Source organism: Dictyoglomus thermophilum H-6-12 (assembly GCF_000020965.1).
GTDB lineage: Bacteria > Dictyoglomota > Dictyoglomia > Dictyoglomales > Dictyoglomaceae > Dictyoglomus > Dictyoglomus thermophilum.
Genome location: NC_011297.1, coordinates 1 through 17,731, shown reverse-complemented (window position 1 = coordinate 17,731; position 17,731 = coordinate 1). Strand labels below are relative to the sequence as shown.

Sequence of the window (17,731 nt, the reverse complement as noted above, 5' to 3'; positions counted from 1 at the left end):
TCCTCCATTTATAATTAAAATTTTACAATTTAGGTCTTAATTTACCCTCAGAAAGAAGTAGTACATAAACTCTTTCAATTCCACCAGGTGCTAAACTCCAGGTAGAATCATCTGGTTCAGGCCATCCTGTCACTCTTTTTCCATCTAAATAGAATATAGGTAGAACTTTTTCTAAAAATGGAATCATTGGTAGATATTCATTAGTAATATAGGCAAGTTTCATTACATAATCTTTAGCTTCTGCAGGTTTTGTGGTAACTTCTTGTAGTTTATCTGTCAATTCATAAGGTACTAAGTCTCCCCATGGAGTTTTGAACTTACTCTTTGCAGGAAATCTTGTAAAGTCTGCAACTTCACCTTGATATATTCTTGTATAACCCATTGCAGGATGAGGATAACCCCACCATGCTGTTCCAAATTCTACTGCAGCCTCATAATCTCCACCACGCATCACTGTATCTCTCATTCCCTCAGGTATTATCTTTAAGTCTACTTTAAATCCAAAATTCTTTAGTTGTTCTGTGATCTCTCTTGCCGCTAATACCCAATCACTATGAGGTCCATATACTGAAACAGTAAATGCAACTACTTTTCCATCAGGAGTCCTCCATAAACCATCAGATCCCTTAGTATATCCTGCCTCTTTCAGAATTGCTTCAGCTTTTGCTGGATTATAACTATAATTTGTTAAAGTCTTTAGAAAATCTGCTGATAACCACGTTTTCTCCATACTTTTTAATACTCCATGAGCATAATCACTGACATCCTTTGCTTGCCATGCAGCAACATCTCTAATTTTTGTCCTGTTCAATGCATAAGCAATGGCTTTTCTAAGAGTTAAATCTTTAAATAATAGTTTTTCAAAATTGAATATTAATGCAAACTCAGAAAGATCTGATACTGCTTTTAGCTTTAAGTTAGGATTTAACAAATTAAATTGGTCTACCACATCCTTAGGAATTGAAGGATGAGCTGCATCAATTTCTCCTGCCACTAATGATGCCCATACAAACTCATTAGATGACCATCTTCTAAATACTACCCTTGGTATTCTGATTTTTCCTGCCGCCCAGTGATATTTATTCTTTGTTAATACCATCTCTGTCTGAGTGACGTTTGTCGGTTCGTAAGTACCCACAACAGGCATTCTACCAATCTCTTTAATAGGGCTAAAATTGTTTACTTTTTCTCTAAAAGCTGCTGCTTTCTTATCATAATCTTTCTTTAAATCTTCAGGTACTATTTTCTTTTGCTCCCTGAGTTCCCAGATTTTTCTTCCCAATGATGCTACTTCTTTTGCTTCAGACAAGAATTTCCCATATATATGATATGGTGCTAATGTAGAAATTGCACCATCAGTTAGAAGGGAATGAATTAAGAAGGGATGAGTACTGCTAAGAACTAATGCAACAGTATTTTCAGACCTTACTTCTACTCCAGCTATCTCATAGGGCCATTCCCACATAGCATGCAAGAATGCAATATTACATTCAATATCCTTTGCAGTGAAAGGAGTTCCATCACTCCACCTTGTTTTTCTCAAATTAACCACCAATTTATTACCTTCAAGCTTCCACGAAGTAGCAAGCCTTGGAATATACTCTCCTGTAGCAGGGATATAATATGCAAAGGGTTCATAAGCAAACCACCAGGCACCACCTATAGCCCCAGGGCCAAAAGCATTACCATGAAAAGGATAGGGCCAAGTTGTAGCAAATCTAATTTCTGGTTCCTTTATTGCAGCAGAAGATAGAGTTAGAGTAAGCGACAAAAGAAGAACCAAAATTAAAATGAGATTTAATTTTTTCATTATCTTTACCCCCCTATTATCTTTAAATTTTTAAAGAAAAAGGCAAACTAAAGAAACAAAACTTCTTTTTAAATCCTCACCTCCCTTTAATTTTTAACCTACTGTTTTAAGTGTATCACGCCTTAAATTCTTTGTCAAATTTCTGTTTCATTGACAATTACTATATTTTAGTCTATAATATTTCAAACGATTTAAATTTCTTGTAAAAAAAAGGATAAAACAAATGGTAAACATAAGAGACATCGCAAAAAAAGCAGGGGTCTCCCCATCAACAGTATCTCGAGCTTTGAACGATGATTCAAAAATAAGCGAGGAAACAAGAAAAAAAATTAAAGAGATAGCTAAAAGACTAAAATACAAACCCAATCAGGCGGCAAGAGCCCTAATAACCCGAGAGACAAAGACTATCGGTTTTCTTATATTGAAGAAAGAAAAACCACTGGTAGCTGATCCTTTTTATTCTATAATTCTTTATTCTGTCCAAAATGAACTTCACGAGATGGGATATCACTTATTATACGGAATAATCCCCCATGGAAAACTAAATCCCAAAAAACCACCTCGTATGATTCAGGAAGAAAGAGTAGATGGGCTTATTTTAGCAGGACCTGATATGCCTAAGGAATTTATAGAAACTATCAAAAAAACTGGTATACCCTTAATATTAGTAGATAATTATTCTGAAGACATAGATAGCATTCTTGCAGACAATATTAGAGGAGCATATATTGCTACAAAATATCTTATAGATTTGGGACATAAAAACATTGCCTTTGCTTCAGGACCTTTAGATCATATCAGTGTTTATGAAAGATGGGAAGGATATAAAAAGGCATTGGCAGAAGCAAACTTAGAATATAATCCAAATTATATGGTGGAAGAAAAAGAATTAACTATGAAAACAGGAAAACATGCCTTTCAAATTCTTTGGAAAAATGATCCAAAACCTACAGCAATATTATCTGCCAACGATCCCATGGCATTAGGAGTAATTCAATGTGCAAAAGACATGGGAATAAGAGTTCCTGAAGAGCTTTCTGTAATAGGGATAGACGATATCGACATTTCCTCTCAATTTGATCCTCCCTTAACCACTGTAAAAATTTTTAAAGAGGAGATGGGAAGTATCGCTGCAAAAAGATTAATAGATAGAATTAAAAATCCAAATCAACCTCCTGTAAAAATAATTGTAAGTACTGAACTAATTATTAGAAGCTCTACTGCTCCATTAAAGAAATAAATCCAACAACTTCTATAACAACTTTTATTAAAAATCTTATTATAAGTTTTTGACAACATCCTAAGATTATTAAATTTTTCTCCTATTTCTCCTTTATCGATACTATTTTTCATATACATCTCTTCATTATTACAAAATTCTGATCTAACTTTTTATTGTAAAAAATGTTTTTACTATATTGGATATGGACAAATATACTAGACTAACCACATCGTAGTAAAAACATTATAAATATTTAAAAAATCAAAGTTCCACTGTATAATAACCTAAAAATACTTAGGGGGATTTGAAAAATGAAAGAAATTAAAACTTTAGGGGGAATAGGTGCAATTTTAGGACTATTAATTTTCCTTCCTTATATTGGTTTTGTTTTGGAAATAGTCTCAATAGTATTGCTATTAGTAGCCATGAGCAAGCTATCCACATATTATAATAACAAAGAAATATTTAACAAATACCTCATAGGATTTATCTTATCTATAATAAGCGGTGTAGTATTAATAATCTTCTTAGGTAGTGCTATACTCAGTATTTTCACTTCCTCACAAGAGAGCCTTTCTATTTTAAAAGGAGGACTTACCTTCTTAATAATAGGATACATATTAATGATTATGGGAATGAATGACTGGAAAAAAGTTTCTCCTTATTATCTAATTTAACTAATATCAATTATTTTAATACTGCAGGGAATTTATATCTTTGGGGAGCCATAACCGCCCCACTACTTATTGGAGGAATATTATTCATTGCTGCAGATATAATTCTTGCCATTGCGTTTTTCAACCTACCAGATCAGCCTTAATATAGCAAAGATTTTATTCATTCTCCTATTATTTTCACAAGTACCCTCTTTCTTCTCATACCATCAAATTCCCCATAAAACACTTGTTCCCATGGACCAAGGTCAAGCTTACCATTAGTGATTGCAATAACCACTTCTCTTCCCATTATAGTCCTTTTTAAATGCGCATCTGCATTATTCTCTCCCACATTGTGATAATATTGATTATAAGGTTTTTCTGGAGCAAGCTTCTCAAGCCATATTTCAAAATCCTTTAAAAGACCTGGCTCATCATCATTTATAAAAACACTTGCAGTAATATGCATAGCATTACAGAGAAGAAGACCTTCCTTTATACCACTCTCATCCACACATTTTTGTAAGGTATCTGTTATATTCACAAATCCTCTCCTTGTGGGAAGCTCAAACCAGAGTTCTTTTCTATAGGATTTCATACATATCACCTCCTATCAGCCTAACAACTTTTCTAAAGGGAATGGAATTTTCTTTTTATTTTTAACCAAAAACTCTCTATTCTTCTTGTCTTTATACTGTGCAAGAGCTCTTTGAAGTCTTCTATCTTCATAAGTTTTGGCAACATAGATTTTCTCTTTTCTCAAAGTATGATATTCGGTATAAAAGGCACAAGAAGCAGGAGTTAAGGGAAGGGGTGTATAATCTTGAATCTGCTCCAGATAATGGCCAAGACCTTTAATATACATAGCAAGATCCCATGCATCCTTTATGGTTGCACCAGGATGAGCAGATATGAAATAGGGAATTATATAGAGTTCTTTTCTGTATTTTTTCAGATTCCTTTCAAATATATCTACAAATTCTTCATAAACTTTAAATTTAGGCTTCTTCATAATTTCAAGTACATGATCCTTTACATGCTCTGGAGCAGCAGATAAATGCCCACCAATATATCCCTCTTTAATAATCTCTCCAATATAATACTCATCCTTTAATGCAATATCATACCTTATCCCCGATGCTATAAATACATGTTTTACCTTTTCTATCTCCTTAATCTTTTTTAAAAGATTAAGCTGAGCAGAGTGGTCAACCTCTAAGTACTTACAAACATCAGGGAAAAGACAATCTCTTTCCGGGCAAGATCCTGGAATATTATGAATTTTACACCTTAACCTATACATATTAGCTGTAGGGCCCCCTACGTCAGAGATGGTACCTCTAAATTCTCTATGCTTTGTCAGTCTATAAATCTCTTCGAGGATTGATTTCTCACTTCTTGAAATTACTTGCCATCCTTGATGAAGGTTCAAGGAACAAAAAGTGCAACTCCCAAAACATCCTCTATGAGAGACAATAGAGGTTTTCACAGTCTCAAAGGCAGGAATCTTTTCCTTATATGAGGGATGAGGAAGCCTCATAAAAGGTAAAGAATAAATAAAATCAAGATCTTGAGACGTATAAGATGGAGGAGGATTTTGAATAATAAATCTTTTTCCATCTCTTTGTACTAATATTTTTTTCCTTTTCATCCCCTCCAAAAGCAATCTTTGAAAATCATAATATCTATCTTTGTCTTGAGAAACTTCTTCAAAGGAAGGAAGAAGTATATAATCTTTATCTTTAATAAAAGTATCAAATTCTTTCTCGCCTAAAGAAAATACAATACCAGGTATCTGATAGATCTCATACCAAGACTTACCTTCAGAAAGCATCTTAGCAATTTGCAAAGTTTGTTTTTCTCCCATTCCATAAACTATTATCTTTGCCCTTGCGTCAAGAAGAACAGAATGTCTTACTTTATTATCCCAAAAATCATAATGAGAAAATCTACGAAGACTTGCTTCTATTCCTCCAAGAACTATAGGAACATCAGGAAAAATTTCATGTACAAAATTAGCATACACAATGGTGGCTCTATCAGGCCTTTTTCCAGGAAGACCTCCAGGTGTATACGCATCTTCCCTTCTCTTGAATTTATTAGGAGTATAATTGGCCACCATAGAGTCCACAGATCCTGCGGTTATACCAAAAAAAAGCCTTGGTTTCCCTAATACTTTAAAACTTTCCTTATCTTTCCAGTCAGGTTGAGGAATAATCCCTACTCTAAATCCAAAATATTCTAAATACCTTCCTATAACCGAAGCCCCAAAAGATGGATGATCCACATAGGCATCACCAGTAACAATTATTATATCGAGTTCATCCCATCCTCTCTTTTTTGCCTCATATAAATTTATGGGAAGGAATTTATCAATATTCACATTGGCACTCCTTCTCTTTGAAATAAGTTTCTGACTCTATCTCAAGAGTTGAATGATTAATATTAAATTTCTCTCTTAATGTATCTTTTATCTGAGAAACTATTTTCTCTGCCTCTGAAACTTTTTGATCTTCCACCACCACATGGGCAGAAAGAAGATAATCCTTTGTAGAAACCTGCCAGACATGAATATGATGTATATCCCTAACACCAGGAATTTTACAGATCAACTTTTGAATTTCATTAATATCAACTTCCCTTGGAGTCCCCTCCATTAGTATATGTAATGTCTCTTTTATAAGATCTATAGAGCTATATAGTATAAATCCAGCAATAAGAAGAGAAATTATAGTATCCGCAATATAAAGCTTATAAAAAATAATAAACATAGCACCTATAATTACTCCTACTGAAGATATAGCATCAGAAATAAGATGTAAAAAAGCTCCTTTAATGTTTAAATTATGGTGAGAATCCTCATGAAGAAGCAAAGCTCCAAGAATGTTACCTACAAGTCCTATAACTCCAATTATAACAGTCTGAATACCCTCCACTTCTTTTGGAGATTTTATCCTATGGAAAGCTTCCACTATTAAAAATAAGAATACCCCCAAAAGCAAGACACCATTCAAAAGAGCAGACAATATCTCAACTCTTCTAAATCCAAAGGTATGTTTCAAATTACTCTTTTTATTTTTTGAAATTATCTCTGCTAGGTAACTAATAAGTAAGGCAAAAAAATCATTGATATTATGAAGGGCATCACTTATAAGAGCTAAACTCCCTGAAAATATACCCCCAATAACTTCTAAAAGGGCCATCAAAAAATTTAAAAACATAGCTCCTAAAATTTTTTTTGCTTCCATTTTTTACCTCCAAAAAAACTAACCTATACTCTTAATTAAACTCAATAAATTATACCACTACATTTACATTCTCTTTGACCTGGAGTAAACTCTAAGTTGTATACTCCAAATAAAAACAAAATAAGGAGGGAAAAATAAATGTCTCACATACTTATCATATATTACAGTTGGTCAGGAAACACTAGGAAAATTGCTCACATAATTCAAAAAGAAGTAGGTGGAGATATGGTAGAGATAATTCCAGAAAATCCCTACCCTTCTTCTTATAATGCTACTGTTGAACAAGCCAAAAAAGAGATAAAAATGGATTACAAACCCCCAATAAAGACTAAGATTGAAGACATAGAAAAATATGACATAATCTTCGTAGGAACCCCAAATTGGTGGAGTACCATAGCACCCCCTGTAGCCACATTCCTAACTCAACATAACTTATTAGGAAAGACTATTATACCCTTTATAACCCATGGAGGTGGAGGTCAAGGAAGAGTAGTAAGCGATATAAAAAGACTGTGCCCAGAATCAAAAGTATTAGAGCCTCTTTCTATATATGAAGGTGGATCTACTGATCTTCGTGAGAAAATATTAGAATGGCTAAAAAAATTACCAATAAAAAGAGGTGAAAACAATGAGGATAAAAGAAGTATGTGAAAAATATGGTCTAACTCCCGACACATTGAGATTTTATGAAAAAATAGGACTTCTTCCCCGAGTAAGAAGAGATAAGAATGGCATCAGAGACTATTCAGAGGAAGATTGTAGATGGATAGAGTTTATAAAATGCATGAGATCAGCAGGAATTGAAATAGAAGCATTAGTTAGGTATGTAAAGCTCTTTCAAGAAGGAGATGCAACTTTGGAGGAGAGAAAACAAATTCTGATTGAACAAAGAGATAAACTCCAAGCAAAGATAGAAGAAATGCAAAAAGCTCTTGAGAGGTTGAATTATAAGATACAAGTATACGAGACTCACATCAAAGAAGCGGAAAGAAAACTTAAGAAAACAGTTACAAAAGTTTAATAAACTATATTTACTCCCTTCTTTTAAAGATGTAAAATAAATTAATTACAAAAAGAAGGGAGGCTATATTTTAACTTATGAAATTTACTCTACCTCTTCTTATCCTTCTCCTAATTATTTTTTCTATTAATTTTTCTAGTGATGAAATTACTATTGAAGCAGAAAATGGGGTATTAAACGGAACCTATGTAGCAAGACAATTTCCTGGATATCAAGGCACAGGATATGTGGATGGATTTGATAAGGATGGAGATTCTTGTAGTGTAACTTTTGAAGTAAAGGAGTCTGGAATGTACGAATTAATAATTGGATATGCTGCACCCTATGGATATAAGGAAAATTCCCTTTATGTAAATGGAGAATTTCAAACCAATGTCAAATTTCCCCAATCTCAAAAATTTACAACCGTATATGCTGGTTTAATTCCTTTAAAAAATGGAAAAAATACAATAAGTATAGTAAAAAGCTGGGGATGGTTTCTTCTTGACTACTTTAAAATCAAAAAGGCAGAAATTCCTACCATGAATCCTACAAACAAATTAGTAACCCCTAATCCATCAAAAGAGGCCCAAAAATTAATGGACTATTTAGTGAGTATATATGGAAAGTATACTCTCTCGGGTCAGATGGGATATAAAGATGCCTTCTGGATTTGGAATATTACTGATAAGTTTCCAGCTATATGTGGTTTTGACATGATGGACTACTCACCTTCAAGGGTTGAAAGAGGAGCATCTTCAAGAGATGTGGAAGATGCTATAGATTGGTGGAATATGGGAGGAATAGTTCAATTTCAATGGCACTGGAATGCTCCAAAGGGACTTTATGATACTCCAGGAAAAGAATGGTGGAGAGGCTTTTACACTAATGCTACCAGTTTTGATATAGAATATGCTTTCAACCACCCTGAATCTGAAGATTACAAACTTATAATAAGGGATATAGATGCTATTGCAGTACAATTAAAAAGACTTCAAGAGGCAAAAGTCCCCATACTATGGAGACCTTTACACGAGGCAGAAGGTAGATGGTTCTGGTGGGGAGCAAAAGGTCCTGAAGCTTGTAAAAAACTATGGAGACTACTTTTTGATAGGCTTGTAAATTATCATAAAATAAATAATCTTATATGGGTTTGGACTACTACAGACTCTCCTGATGCTCTCAAATGGTATCCTGGAGATGAATATGTAGATATTGTAGGAGCAGATATATACCTTAAAGATAAAGATTATTCTCCATCTACAGGAATGTTCTATAACATTGTAAAACTATTTGGTGGGAAAAAACTCGTAGCTCTCACAGAAAATGGAATTATTCCAGATCCAGATTTAATGAAAGAGCAAAAAGCTTATTGGGTATGGTTTATGACCTGGTCAGGTTTTGAAAATGATCCAAACAAAAACGAAATCTCTCATATTAAAAAAGTATTTAATCATCCCTTTGTAATTACAAAAGATGAGCTACCAAATTTGAAAGTTGAAGAATAAAAAAGAATCCCCCAAAGCCCTTTTTTTCTAGGCTTTGGGGGAATCATATTCTTACATCTTAGTTTCTGGTATTAGAGCTTTTAATAGAGGTTTTCTCCATTCATTTTTTACAGGATCAAAGGCGCCAAATCCTGCGCAAAACTCCCAATATGCCCAAGCTATTCCCCTTTTTTCTGCTGACCTTGCCACATAACTCGTCCATCTTACCCTTGAATCCATATCTGCTTTAGAATATGCTCCAAACTCTCCCATATAAAGTGGCACCTTTCCATTTCTAATAGACCAATCTAATGCCATGTCCAGCTCTCTATCAATCTCAGCTTTTTCATCCTCTCTTCCCCACCATCTTACCCCTACAGGAGGAGATGGTTGCACCCATTCTGCTCCTTGATGAGTAAAACTGAAAGGATTATAGTAGTGAAAGGTTACTATAATATTCTTTTCATCTTTCGGCAATTTTAAATCTTTTAATGCATAAATACTATTCCAATTTACAGGACCTACCACTATATATCTATCAGGATTACTCTCTCTTATTACCTTTATAGCTTCCGCCAAATACTTATTCCACAAATTTGCAGTCAAATTCATACAAGGCTCATTTAATAGCTCAAAGATCAAAGTTGGAGGATAATCCCTATAGTGTTCTGCTATTTGTCTCCATAAAGCTAAAAATCTATCTTTATGCTTCTCTGGATACTGCATAATTTCTTCATAGTGATGAATATTAATAATTACAAAAAGCTCATTTTTCAATGCCTCATTTACCACATGATCTACCCTATCAAAAAATGCCTTTTCAATAGTATATGGAGGATTCATATCTGCGTGAGCATTCCACCTTATAGGGATTCTAACATGAGAAAATCCTGCCTCTTTTATAATTTTGAAATACTCATCCTTTATTACTACTCCCCATTCTCCCTCTCTTGGAGCTTCAAGAGCATTCCCCATATTTATACCTCGAAGAATGGGGAGCATCTCCAGTTTAAACTCATAGGAAGAACAACCTGCTAAGAAAATTAGTAACACTAAAAGTAGTAATATTTTTAGCCTCATATCTCTACTTTCCTCCTAATTTTTCTAATTCCTTCTCAGCAAGCTTAACTGACTCCTCATGAGTCTTTACAAGCCATGGATGAGGTTCAGAATTTATAACTTTAAGAAACATCTCCTTAGCAAAATCCTTTTTACCCATTTTTAGATACAAATATCCAAGTTCAAGATAAACATTAGGGTATATTGGGGTATATTTTAAAGCTTCTTTCATATAGCTTTCAGCCTTTTCATAATTATAAAGAGGCCATGGAACATCTCTATATCTCATGCCCATGGCAAGTAGAGCAAAAGTCTTGTAAAGGGGATCATTCAAAATCTCTATGGCTTTGCCGATATATTTATCAAAATCTTTAAGCATAAACAAACTTTGAACTATCCCTTTATATTGAGCAAGCCTTCCAATGGAAGCCCCTGCTATATACCATGCTCTTCCATTATTAGGATCTATCTGTATAGCCTTTTCAGCGTAACTTCTTGCTTTCTCATACATTTTTTCTTTTTCTTTACCCTCCACTCCCCAAAGTCCATATTCTAAGTAAGAATCAGCAAGAACAGTTAAAAGCTGAGAATTTTTTGGGAGATCTTTATCACTTTCAAGAGAATTTATCAAGGATTTAATCTTTTCTACATTCCTATCTCTTCTTGCTTCAAAAAATATTCTATTAGCAGAATCAAATTCTACGCCAAAAGTATTCATAATAATGAAAACAAAAAGAAGTAAAAAAAGAAAAAATCTCCTCATATTAAAAAACCCCCTATATTTTTTCAGATATCACAATCATTCTCCTAGAATAAATACTTAAAGGACTACTGTCGTATCCTCCATAAAACCTCAAAACTTTTAAACCTACAATTTCAAGAAGAAGCCTTATCTCTGTAGGAGTATATAGCCTTATAAAAAAGGGCTTCTCCTTTTTAACCCCATCTCTTATTACTACTCTCTTGTTATATATTCTGCCCTCAGTTATATCCACAATATTAAAATCAATCATGTAATTACCATCTTTCTCAATAACTACATAAGGCAAAAAATTTCTTAATATGAAATCCCTATTACTTAAATCCAGCAAAAATTTACCACCTCTTTTTAGGGATTTAGACACATTTCTAAGTATCTTCAAATTATCTTCATCTTCGTAGTATCCAAAGGAGGTAAACATAGATATAACAGCATCAAATTCTTCATCAAAATTTATCTCTCTAATATCTCCTAATATATAATTAACTTTCACATTTAATTTGTCAGCATCTTCTTTTGCCATCCTCAAAAACTTCTCACTTAAATCTACACCTACTACCTCATGCCCATAAAGAGCAAGTCTATTTGCATGTCTACCATATCCGCAAGCTATGTCAAGAATTTTCTTGGGTTCTTTAAGATCGAGTTCTCTTCTAATAAAGTCTACTTCAATTTGAGTTTGTTCATCCGTTAACATATCTTCATAAAAATAGAGGTAATCTTCAGGTTCAAAAACTGCTTCCCAGTTTGCCTCAAATTTTTCTTCCATAAAAATTCCTCCGCCCTTAAAATACTCAGTAAAATTATACAATTACAATACCAAAATAAAAAGGGGACCTTTCGGTCCCCTTTTTAAATATTTGTTTGTTTATAACTAGGTTACTTTCTTCCTGTTGGCTTTAAGAATGGAAGCATGTACTTGAAGTTAGGCCAATGATGATATGGTATACAATATGGATTCTCTGCTGTAGGATAGTTAGTCCAATAGTATTCATCATATCCTACAACACCTGGATATGTAAAGGTTGGAATTGTTGGCATCTCTTGTGCCAAGATCTTTAATCCTTCCATACCAAGAGCCTTATTCTTTGGAGAATCCCAACTAACTGATTGCATTCCTTTTATTATTTCGTCCATCTTGGGGTTAGTCCATCTGCATTGATGTCCTGGATAGTACTCTCCAAGAGGTCTATAGTAGGCCGAGCTGAATTGCTCCATTGTTCTGTATAAGTCTGGATGTCCACCCCATGGTTCTCTTGCAGGCCATTGACCAGAAGTAGATACTTCAAAATCTCCTACATTCATTAGTGTTCCGTCATTTTCAGTAGCATATACTTCGGTTTCAATTCCAAACTTCTTCCAAACTTGAGATAATGCAAAGGCATTTCTATAGTTTACAGAAGCTGGGTTAGGTGGAGTAAGAATTGTGATCTTCCAAGGCTTACCTTCAGGAGTTAGCCATTTACCATCTTTGTCTCTCTTGAATCCATTCTTAATGAGTAACTTTTCTGCTACATCAGGTGCATATTTGTACCAGCCAATTCCAAAGATCTCTCTTATTTGCTTTGGATCAGTAGGAACTTTATATCCTCTCTTCCTAGCAGCCTCTGCTATTCTCATTGGTACATCAGGATCATATACCTTGAATGGTTTACCATCTACCGTAATTGTTAAGTTCTTCAACCATGGTTCTAATGGTTTAATATACCAATTCATGTAAGCAGGAGTTGCAGGTATATGAACTGGTGAGACAGTTACTGCATAGTCATAAGCAAGTCCTACATACTCTACAATATCTATGGCAAGGGTTAACGCCCATCTTACTTCCTTATTATTCCATGGAGCTTTTGCATTGTTGAATATTACACCACTTACACAAGGATCCACGTTAACAATGTATGGGAACTCTTTCCTATATGCTCTTGCATATTTGTTAGTTTGGAGTACAGATCTCAATCCTTCCATGGTTAGATCTGCCATATCAAGTTGATGGTTATTTTGTGCAAGGACTTGTTTCTCTGTTGGTCCATAGTAGTAGAATAATACATATTTAGGTTGAGGCATTCCAAAGAGTTTTCCTGTGGGAGTTCTTTGCCAATCTTCTCTTCTCTGCCAAAGGGTCCAGTATCCACCTGGATCATAGCTATGGAGCACATAAGGACCAGTACCTACAGGAGGTTTAAAATCAAAAGTAATAGGATCTTTTACTTTTTCAAATACATGTTTTGGAAGAGGTCTGCAAGCACCCCATCTATCTAAGAAGTAAGCATGGAATCTTGCATTGGGTTTCTTTAACTCAAAGACCACTGTGTATTTATCGGTTTTATATACCCTCTTTACATATTCGTTGAAACTTGCATTGTAGCCTAATTCTTGATATTTCATTATAAGTTCTACAGTATACACTAAATCATCTGCTGTAAATTCTACTCCATCGCTCCAATAACAACCCTCTCTTATTTTTACAACCATCCTTGTAAAATCACTATTATAAATTGGCTTATCCTTTGCTAAAGCATTAATCACTTTACCTGTTGCAGGATCTACAATCCAAAGAGGCTCAAGGAGTAATTGCTGAATACCTCTATCAGGAGATCTCCATGTAGTAGTCCATACATTAAAATTATCAGGTGAACCAACCCTTCCACTCAACACATTAGCAATAATAGTTTCTTCTCTTGGTACGTTAACTGCAAGTTGCGAAAGTCCTAATTGAGAAAAACTAATTAAGGATAGCATTAATAAAATTACAAACAACAATACCTTCTTCATAAAAAATCCCCCTTACAACTTAAGACTTAAAATCAATGAAAAACAAAGATGATTTAAAAATTTTTTGTACTTATCCTCACCTCCCTTTAAAAAATCATTTACGAAATCGTTTGTTAATATAAATATAACAAATACATCTCTTTGTCAATAATTATTTATTAAAATTTTTATTTAACATTTTGAGGATTATAGACAAGGGTAGCCATACCATAAGTTACATACAGTCCACCAAAATTACCATAGGGATAGGGTTCACCCACAAGCTCCCCAGAGATAACCTTTTCTACAGCTTTTATAAGATCAAACAAATACTCCCTTGGAAAAGGCTTAAAATCTGTTCCAGCTAAATGTCCATGGTAAATTTTTTCGAATTCGTTACTTCTTTTTGAAAGTCTATATAAACTTTCTAAATATTGAGTTAAAGGAAGACATCCTGGAAGTTGCATCCAGGTATGTCCAGCACCTATAGCATCACCACTAAACAAAAGCTTATTATCTTTATCCAACAAAACAGTAGATCCAGGAGTATGTCCTGGAACTTCTATAATCTCCAACTTTCTTTTACCTAAATCTATAATCTCCCCATCTCTAATATCTAAAAAATTAGTATAGTCAATGTTCATATTAAACAATTTTATGATTTCTATATCCTTATGATTCATATACACTTTCTCAAATTGATTAGCTTGCATTATATGATCCCAATGAGCATGAGATATTATTACCTCTACCTCTTTATCAGTAAGATTCTTTATATATCCTTTCAGATCTCCATTCCCCATACCTGTGTCAAAAAGTATTGCTTTATTATCTCCAAATATCAGATAAAAACTATCACCCCTATAATCCGAAATATGATGAACTCCATCCTCAACTAACATTGAAGCATATTCATTACTCTTCATAAAAATATCCTCCTTATTTAAATTATTTCTGCATCAACAACCGATGGCAGTCCGGAGAGTCTCAACAGTAAATCATTCTTTGAAATTTTCTGAGGAAGTCTGACAAGAATTTTTAAAGAAACCTTCCCTCCCCAAGAATTTCCAAGCTCTATCTGCTTTATATCTATATTTAATTCTCCAAAAAGAGTACCTATTTCTCCTATAGATCCAGGTCTATCTTCTATTATCAAATTTAATGCCACATCTTGATGAGTACCTAAAAAAATCTTTTCAAGTTTAGTTGCCAAAACAAGTACGGATATAATAAATAAAGTAGAGACAAAGGCTGGAAGATATAATCCTGCTCCTACCGCAAGACCAACTCCAGAAACCGCCCATATACTGGCTGCAGTAGTTAAACCCTTTACAGTAAAACCAGTTCTCAAAATTGTTCCTGCCCCTATAAAACCTATACCTGTAACAACCTGAGCCGCAATTCTTCCTGGATCACTTTCTCCAGGAAAGGCATAAGCAGATACAATCATAAAAAGAGTTGAACCCAGAGAGACTAATATATGAGTTCTAAGACCAGCTGGTTTCTCCTCTTTTTCTCTCTCCCAGCCTATAATTCCAAAAAAAATAGTAGATAAAAGAAATTTTATTAATACATCCCACACCGTTATCATAATTTGAATTATATCAAAATCTCATAAAAAATATTATTTTTTACACAACAAAAAATTAATTTAATAAAGCATTTAAGGTTAATTAACACGATTTTGTTTAAGATTATTAAATTTCTTTTTGAAAATATTGCAAATTTAATAAACAAGATATATAATTTTAAAATAAAGAATAAACTCTACCCCCAGTCAGAATTTCCTTTCTCAAAGGGAGTCCCTTTAAGGGGGCTCCCTTTTTCCAAAAAGTTATCCACACTTTACTATAATTAGTACAAAGACGGTTATTATAAAAAAACAAAAATTTGTTGTTGTAGTAAGGGCTGTGGATATTGTGGATAAAAGAAAAATGATTAATTTTTTAAAGGTTTTTGTTTGTGGATAAGTTTTCCAAACTTTTCCACATTATCCACAATTCACATTTTATCCACAAAGTTATCCACAATTTACTAAAGTTATCCACAGAGTTATCCACAACCTATGCACAAAGTTATCCACAATTGTGGATAAAGTTAAATACTTACTGATAGGATGATTTTAAAATTGAGTTTTGACAAGGATTTACAATGGGTAGAGAGTTTATTATAAGGGGGCATCTTTTGCCCCCTTTAGGCATAAGATGTTTAAATTAATTCTCTTAATCTAGTAAGTAAATCTTTCATGGGGGGAGTTTCAAACCATTCTATTTCTGTTAACTCATTAACATAGGCTTTATAAATTAGAGATATCAAGTCTTTTATTTCTTTAGGAAGTTTGGGAGGGGTACTTACATAATTTTTCCAGTTAAAACGATCCTTCTTTTTTGCTTCTTCTACCTCCTTATACCAGTCAGTTTTTCGGTAATAAATTCTTGCAATTTCTTTGCTTACAGGTATACCTTCAAAGGTAAATCTACATTCGTCAAGGGTACCAAGAGCGTCTACAAGCATTATATTACGTTCTAAGTCGAGAGCATATTCTACTTTTCCGTCTTCGTTATTTAGATTTATCTTCCTTGTCTCTTCTGTTATTAAATCATCTATAAATAAAGTAAGATTTCTAAGTTTTTCAAATTCTGTTTCAGAAAGTCCACTTATTTCTAAGGCTTCTTTTTTCGATAAATATCTATCATTTACCTCCAATTTTGTAGAAAAGTCTACAATGGGTTTTTCTAATTTTTGCCCTGGTTCTGGCATTTTATCAAGTCCTATCTCTTCTAAATTTAAGCTTCCCTCTTTCAGTCTTTTAAACACGGAGGATCCTTCGGGGAGAGCATTCCTATAAATAACTTCTAAAGGAATCAAGAAGTTTGATCTTTCTTTTTTAAATATGGAGTAATTATAAATATTTTCTTGGAGCTCTGGTTTTAGAACTCTTACCATTTTAAACTCCATAACATTTGTTGGTTCCTTGAGTTCGTATAGTGTTTTAATCTTATCATCTTCTACAAGTCCTATATAGTGGGTTTTAATCCCTAAATTTTCTAATTTTTCAAAAAAATAGGCTGTGGCTATACATATAGCTTTACCTTTATCGTCGATGAGATCAGGCATTTCTCCGTAGTCAAATACAGAGTATCGGTCGGAGAATAGGAACCTTCCTCTTCCAAGTTTTTTTTCTGTTGGTTTTTCTATTACTATTAAATCTTTCACACTACCCATTGTTTTTCACCTCTTCATCAGCTTTTTCTATTTCTCGTCTCTTTTCTTCCTGATATTTTTTGATCTTATCTATTAAGTTTTCATATTTTATAGCTAACATTTTTACAGCAGCAAGGGCTGCTTCTTCAGGCTCCAAAATGGTTAAGGGAGCTACACCAGAAGGCATTCTTAATGTGGAAAATATGTCTGCTCCTGCAAATTTATCACTATAGGGAGGACATGCAATAACTGGTTTTGTGGTATTGGCATCGGTAAAACCTGAAAGGGCATTACTTCTTCCTGCTATGGTTATGAAGACCACATCTTTATTTTCGTACTCTTTTATTATCTCTAATACTTTCAATGGGACTTTATGGGCAGAGGCAATCCTCATTACATATGGGACCTCAAATTTTTCTAAGGTTTGGGCTATTTTTTTTGCATGTTCCAGATCTCCCTTTGATCCCATAAGGATGACAACTAACATAGGGATCCCTCCTTATGATTAGTTTAAGGTATTATAAAAAAATTGCT

Annotated in this window: 18 protein-coding genes; 6 read left to right on the top strand and 12 right to left on the bottom strand. The window is 33.7% G+C overall.

Translation table 11 applies throughout. The features are described from left to right. Positions 1–22: 22 nt before the first annotated feature. Positions 23–1,810: an ABC transporter substrate-binding protein gene (locus DICTH_RS00095; RefSeq protein ID WP_012547530.1), complete on the bottom strand. Its 1,788-nt coding sequence runs from the start codon at positions 1,808–1,810 to the stop codon at positions 23–25. Between the two features lie 214 nt (positions 1,811–2,024). Between DICTH_RS00095 and DICTH_RS00090 the strand changes: the two genes are divergently transcribed. The 3 genes from DICTH_RS00090 (at position 2,025) to DICTH_RS10365 (ending at position 3,852) form a co-directional block, all read left to right on the top strand. Further along, positions 2,025–3,050, top strand: coding sequence for a LacI family DNA-binding transcriptional regulator (locus DICTH_RS00090; RefSeq protein ID WP_269087849.1), 1,026 nt, complete (start codon positions 2,025–2,027; stop codon positions 3,048–3,050). Positions 3,051–3,343: 293 nt separating this feature from the next. After that, on the top strand, positions 3,344–3,709 hold the full coding sequence (locus DICTH_RS00085) for a DUF996 domain-containing protein (protein WP_012547254.1): 366 nt from the start codon (positions 3,344–3,346) through the stop codon (positions 3,707–3,709). Beyond that, the gene (locus tag DICTH_RS10365) at positions 3,676–3,852 is read left to right on the top strand and encodes a DUF996 domain-containing protein (protein WP_081428042.1); all 177 of its coding nucleotides are present in this window, start codon (positions 3,676–3,678) and stop codon (positions 3,850–3,852) included. The genes DICTH_RS00085 and DICTH_RS10365 overlap by 34 nt, the downstream gene beginning before the upstream one ends. A 17-nt stretch (positions 3,853–3,869) precedes the next feature. On the opposite strand, the gene DICTH_RS00080 is transcribed toward DICTH_RS10365, so the two are convergent. The 3 genes from DICTH_RS00080 to DICTH_RS00070 are packed head-to-tail and all read right to left on the bottom strand — an operon-like array spanning position 3,870 to position 6,936. Next, complete coding sequence (locus tag DICTH_RS00080; protein WP_012547877.1) at positions 3,870–4,286, bottom strand: secondary thiamine-phosphate synthase enzyme YjbQ; 417 nt, start codon at positions 4,284–4,286, stop codon at positions 3,870–3,872. A 15-nt stretch (positions 4,287–4,301) separates the two neighbouring features. Further along, positions 4,302–6,071, bottom strand: a complete 1,770-nt coding sequence (locus DICTH_RS00075; protein WP_012547187.1) for a YgiQ family radical SAM protein — start codon at positions 6,069–6,071, stop codon at positions 4,302–4,304. Continuing rightward, the gene (locus DICTH_RS00070; protein WP_012547565.1) at positions 6,061–6,936 is read right to left on the bottom strand and encodes a cation diffusion facilitator family transporter; all 876 of its coding nucleotides are present in this window, start codon (positions 6,934–6,936) and stop codon (positions 6,061–6,063) included. Before DICTH_RS00070 ends, DICTH_RS00075 begins: the two co-directional genes overlap by 11 nt. Before the next feature lie 138 nt (positions 6,937–7,074). On the opposite strand from DICTH_RS00070, the gene DICTH_RS00065 reads away from it, so the two are divergent. The 3 genes from DICTH_RS00065 to DICTH_RS00055 all read left to right on the top strand — a co-directional run bounded on the left by DICTH_RS00065 (position 7,075) and on the right by DICTH_RS00055 (position 9,444). Then, complete coding sequence (locus DICTH_RS00065) at positions 7,075–7,587, top strand: flavodoxin (protein ID WP_012548384.1); 513 nt, start codon at positions 7,075–7,077, stop codon at positions 7,585–7,587. Beyond that, positions 7,565–7,957 (top strand): MerR family transcriptional regulator, encoded by a 393-nt coding sequence (locus DICTH_RS00060; protein ID WP_012547748.1) that lies wholly within the window; start codon positions 7,565–7,567, stop codon positions 7,955–7,957. Before DICTH_RS00065 ends, DICTH_RS00060 begins: the two co-directional genes overlap by 23 nt. 77 nt (positions 7,958–8,034) lie before the next feature. After that, entirely contained in the window at positions 8,035–9,444 is a 1,410-nt protein-coding gene (locus DICTH_RS00055; protein ID WP_012548519.1) for a glycosyl hydrolase, read from the top strand. Positions 9,445–9,495: 51 nt separating this feature from the next. On the opposite strand, the gene DICTH_RS00050 is transcribed toward DICTH_RS00055, so the two are convergent. From DICTH_RS00050 to purE, 8 genes are all read right to left on the bottom strand, one after another. Next, entirely contained in the window at positions 9,496–10,503 is a 1,008-nt protein-coding gene (locus DICTH_RS00050; RefSeq protein ID WP_012547152.1) for a glycoside hydrolase family 5 protein, read from the bottom strand. A 4-nt stretch (positions 10,504–10,507) separates the two neighbouring features. After that, positions 10,508–11,245: a tetratricopeptide repeat protein gene (locus DICTH_RS00045; protein WP_012547788.1), complete on the bottom strand. Its 738-nt coding sequence runs from the start codon at positions 11,243–11,245 to the stop codon at positions 10,508–10,510. A 13-nt stretch (positions 11,246–11,258) separates the two neighbouring features. Continuing rightward, positions 11,259–12,011 (bottom strand): class I SAM-dependent methyltransferase, encoded by a 753-nt coding sequence (locus DICTH_RS00040; RefSeq protein ID WP_012548683.1) that lies wholly within the window; start codon positions 12,009–12,011, stop codon positions 11,259–11,261. Between the two features lie 110 nt (positions 12,012–12,121). Further along, a complete protein-coding gene (locus DICTH_RS00035) occupies positions 12,122–14,014 on the bottom strand; it encodes an ABC transporter substrate-binding protein (RefSeq protein ID WP_012548038.1) in 1,893 nt (630 codons plus the stop codon). A 167-nt stretch (positions 14,015–14,181) separates the two neighbouring features. After that, complete coding sequence (locus DICTH_RS00030; protein ID WP_012547289.1) at positions 14,182–14,919, bottom strand: MBL fold metallo-hydrolase; 738 nt, start codon at positions 14,917–14,919, stop codon at positions 14,182–14,184. A 17-nt stretch (positions 14,920–14,936) separates the two neighbouring features. Next, on the bottom strand, positions 14,937–15,584 hold the full coding sequence (locus DICTH_RS00025) for an MgtC/SapB family protein (RefSeq protein ID WP_012548270.1): 648 nt from the start codon (positions 15,582–15,584) through the stop codon (positions 14,937–14,939). 617 nt (positions 15,585–16,201) lie between these two features. After that, positions 16,202–17,218: a phosphoribosylaminoimidazolesuccinocarboxamide synthase gene (purC, locus tag DICTH_RS00020; RefSeq protein ID WP_012547203.1), complete on the bottom strand. Its 1,017-nt coding sequence runs from the start codon at positions 17,216–17,218 to the stop codon at positions 16,202–16,204. After that, positions 17,211–17,684, bottom strand: a complete 474-nt coding sequence (purE, locus tag DICTH_RS00015) for a 5-(carboxyamino)imidazole ribonucleotide mutase (RefSeq protein WP_012548339.1) — start codon at positions 17,682–17,684, stop codon at positions 17,211–17,213. The genes purC and purE overlap by 8 nt, the downstream gene beginning before the upstream one ends. Positions 17,685–17,731 lie beyond the last annotated feature (47 nt).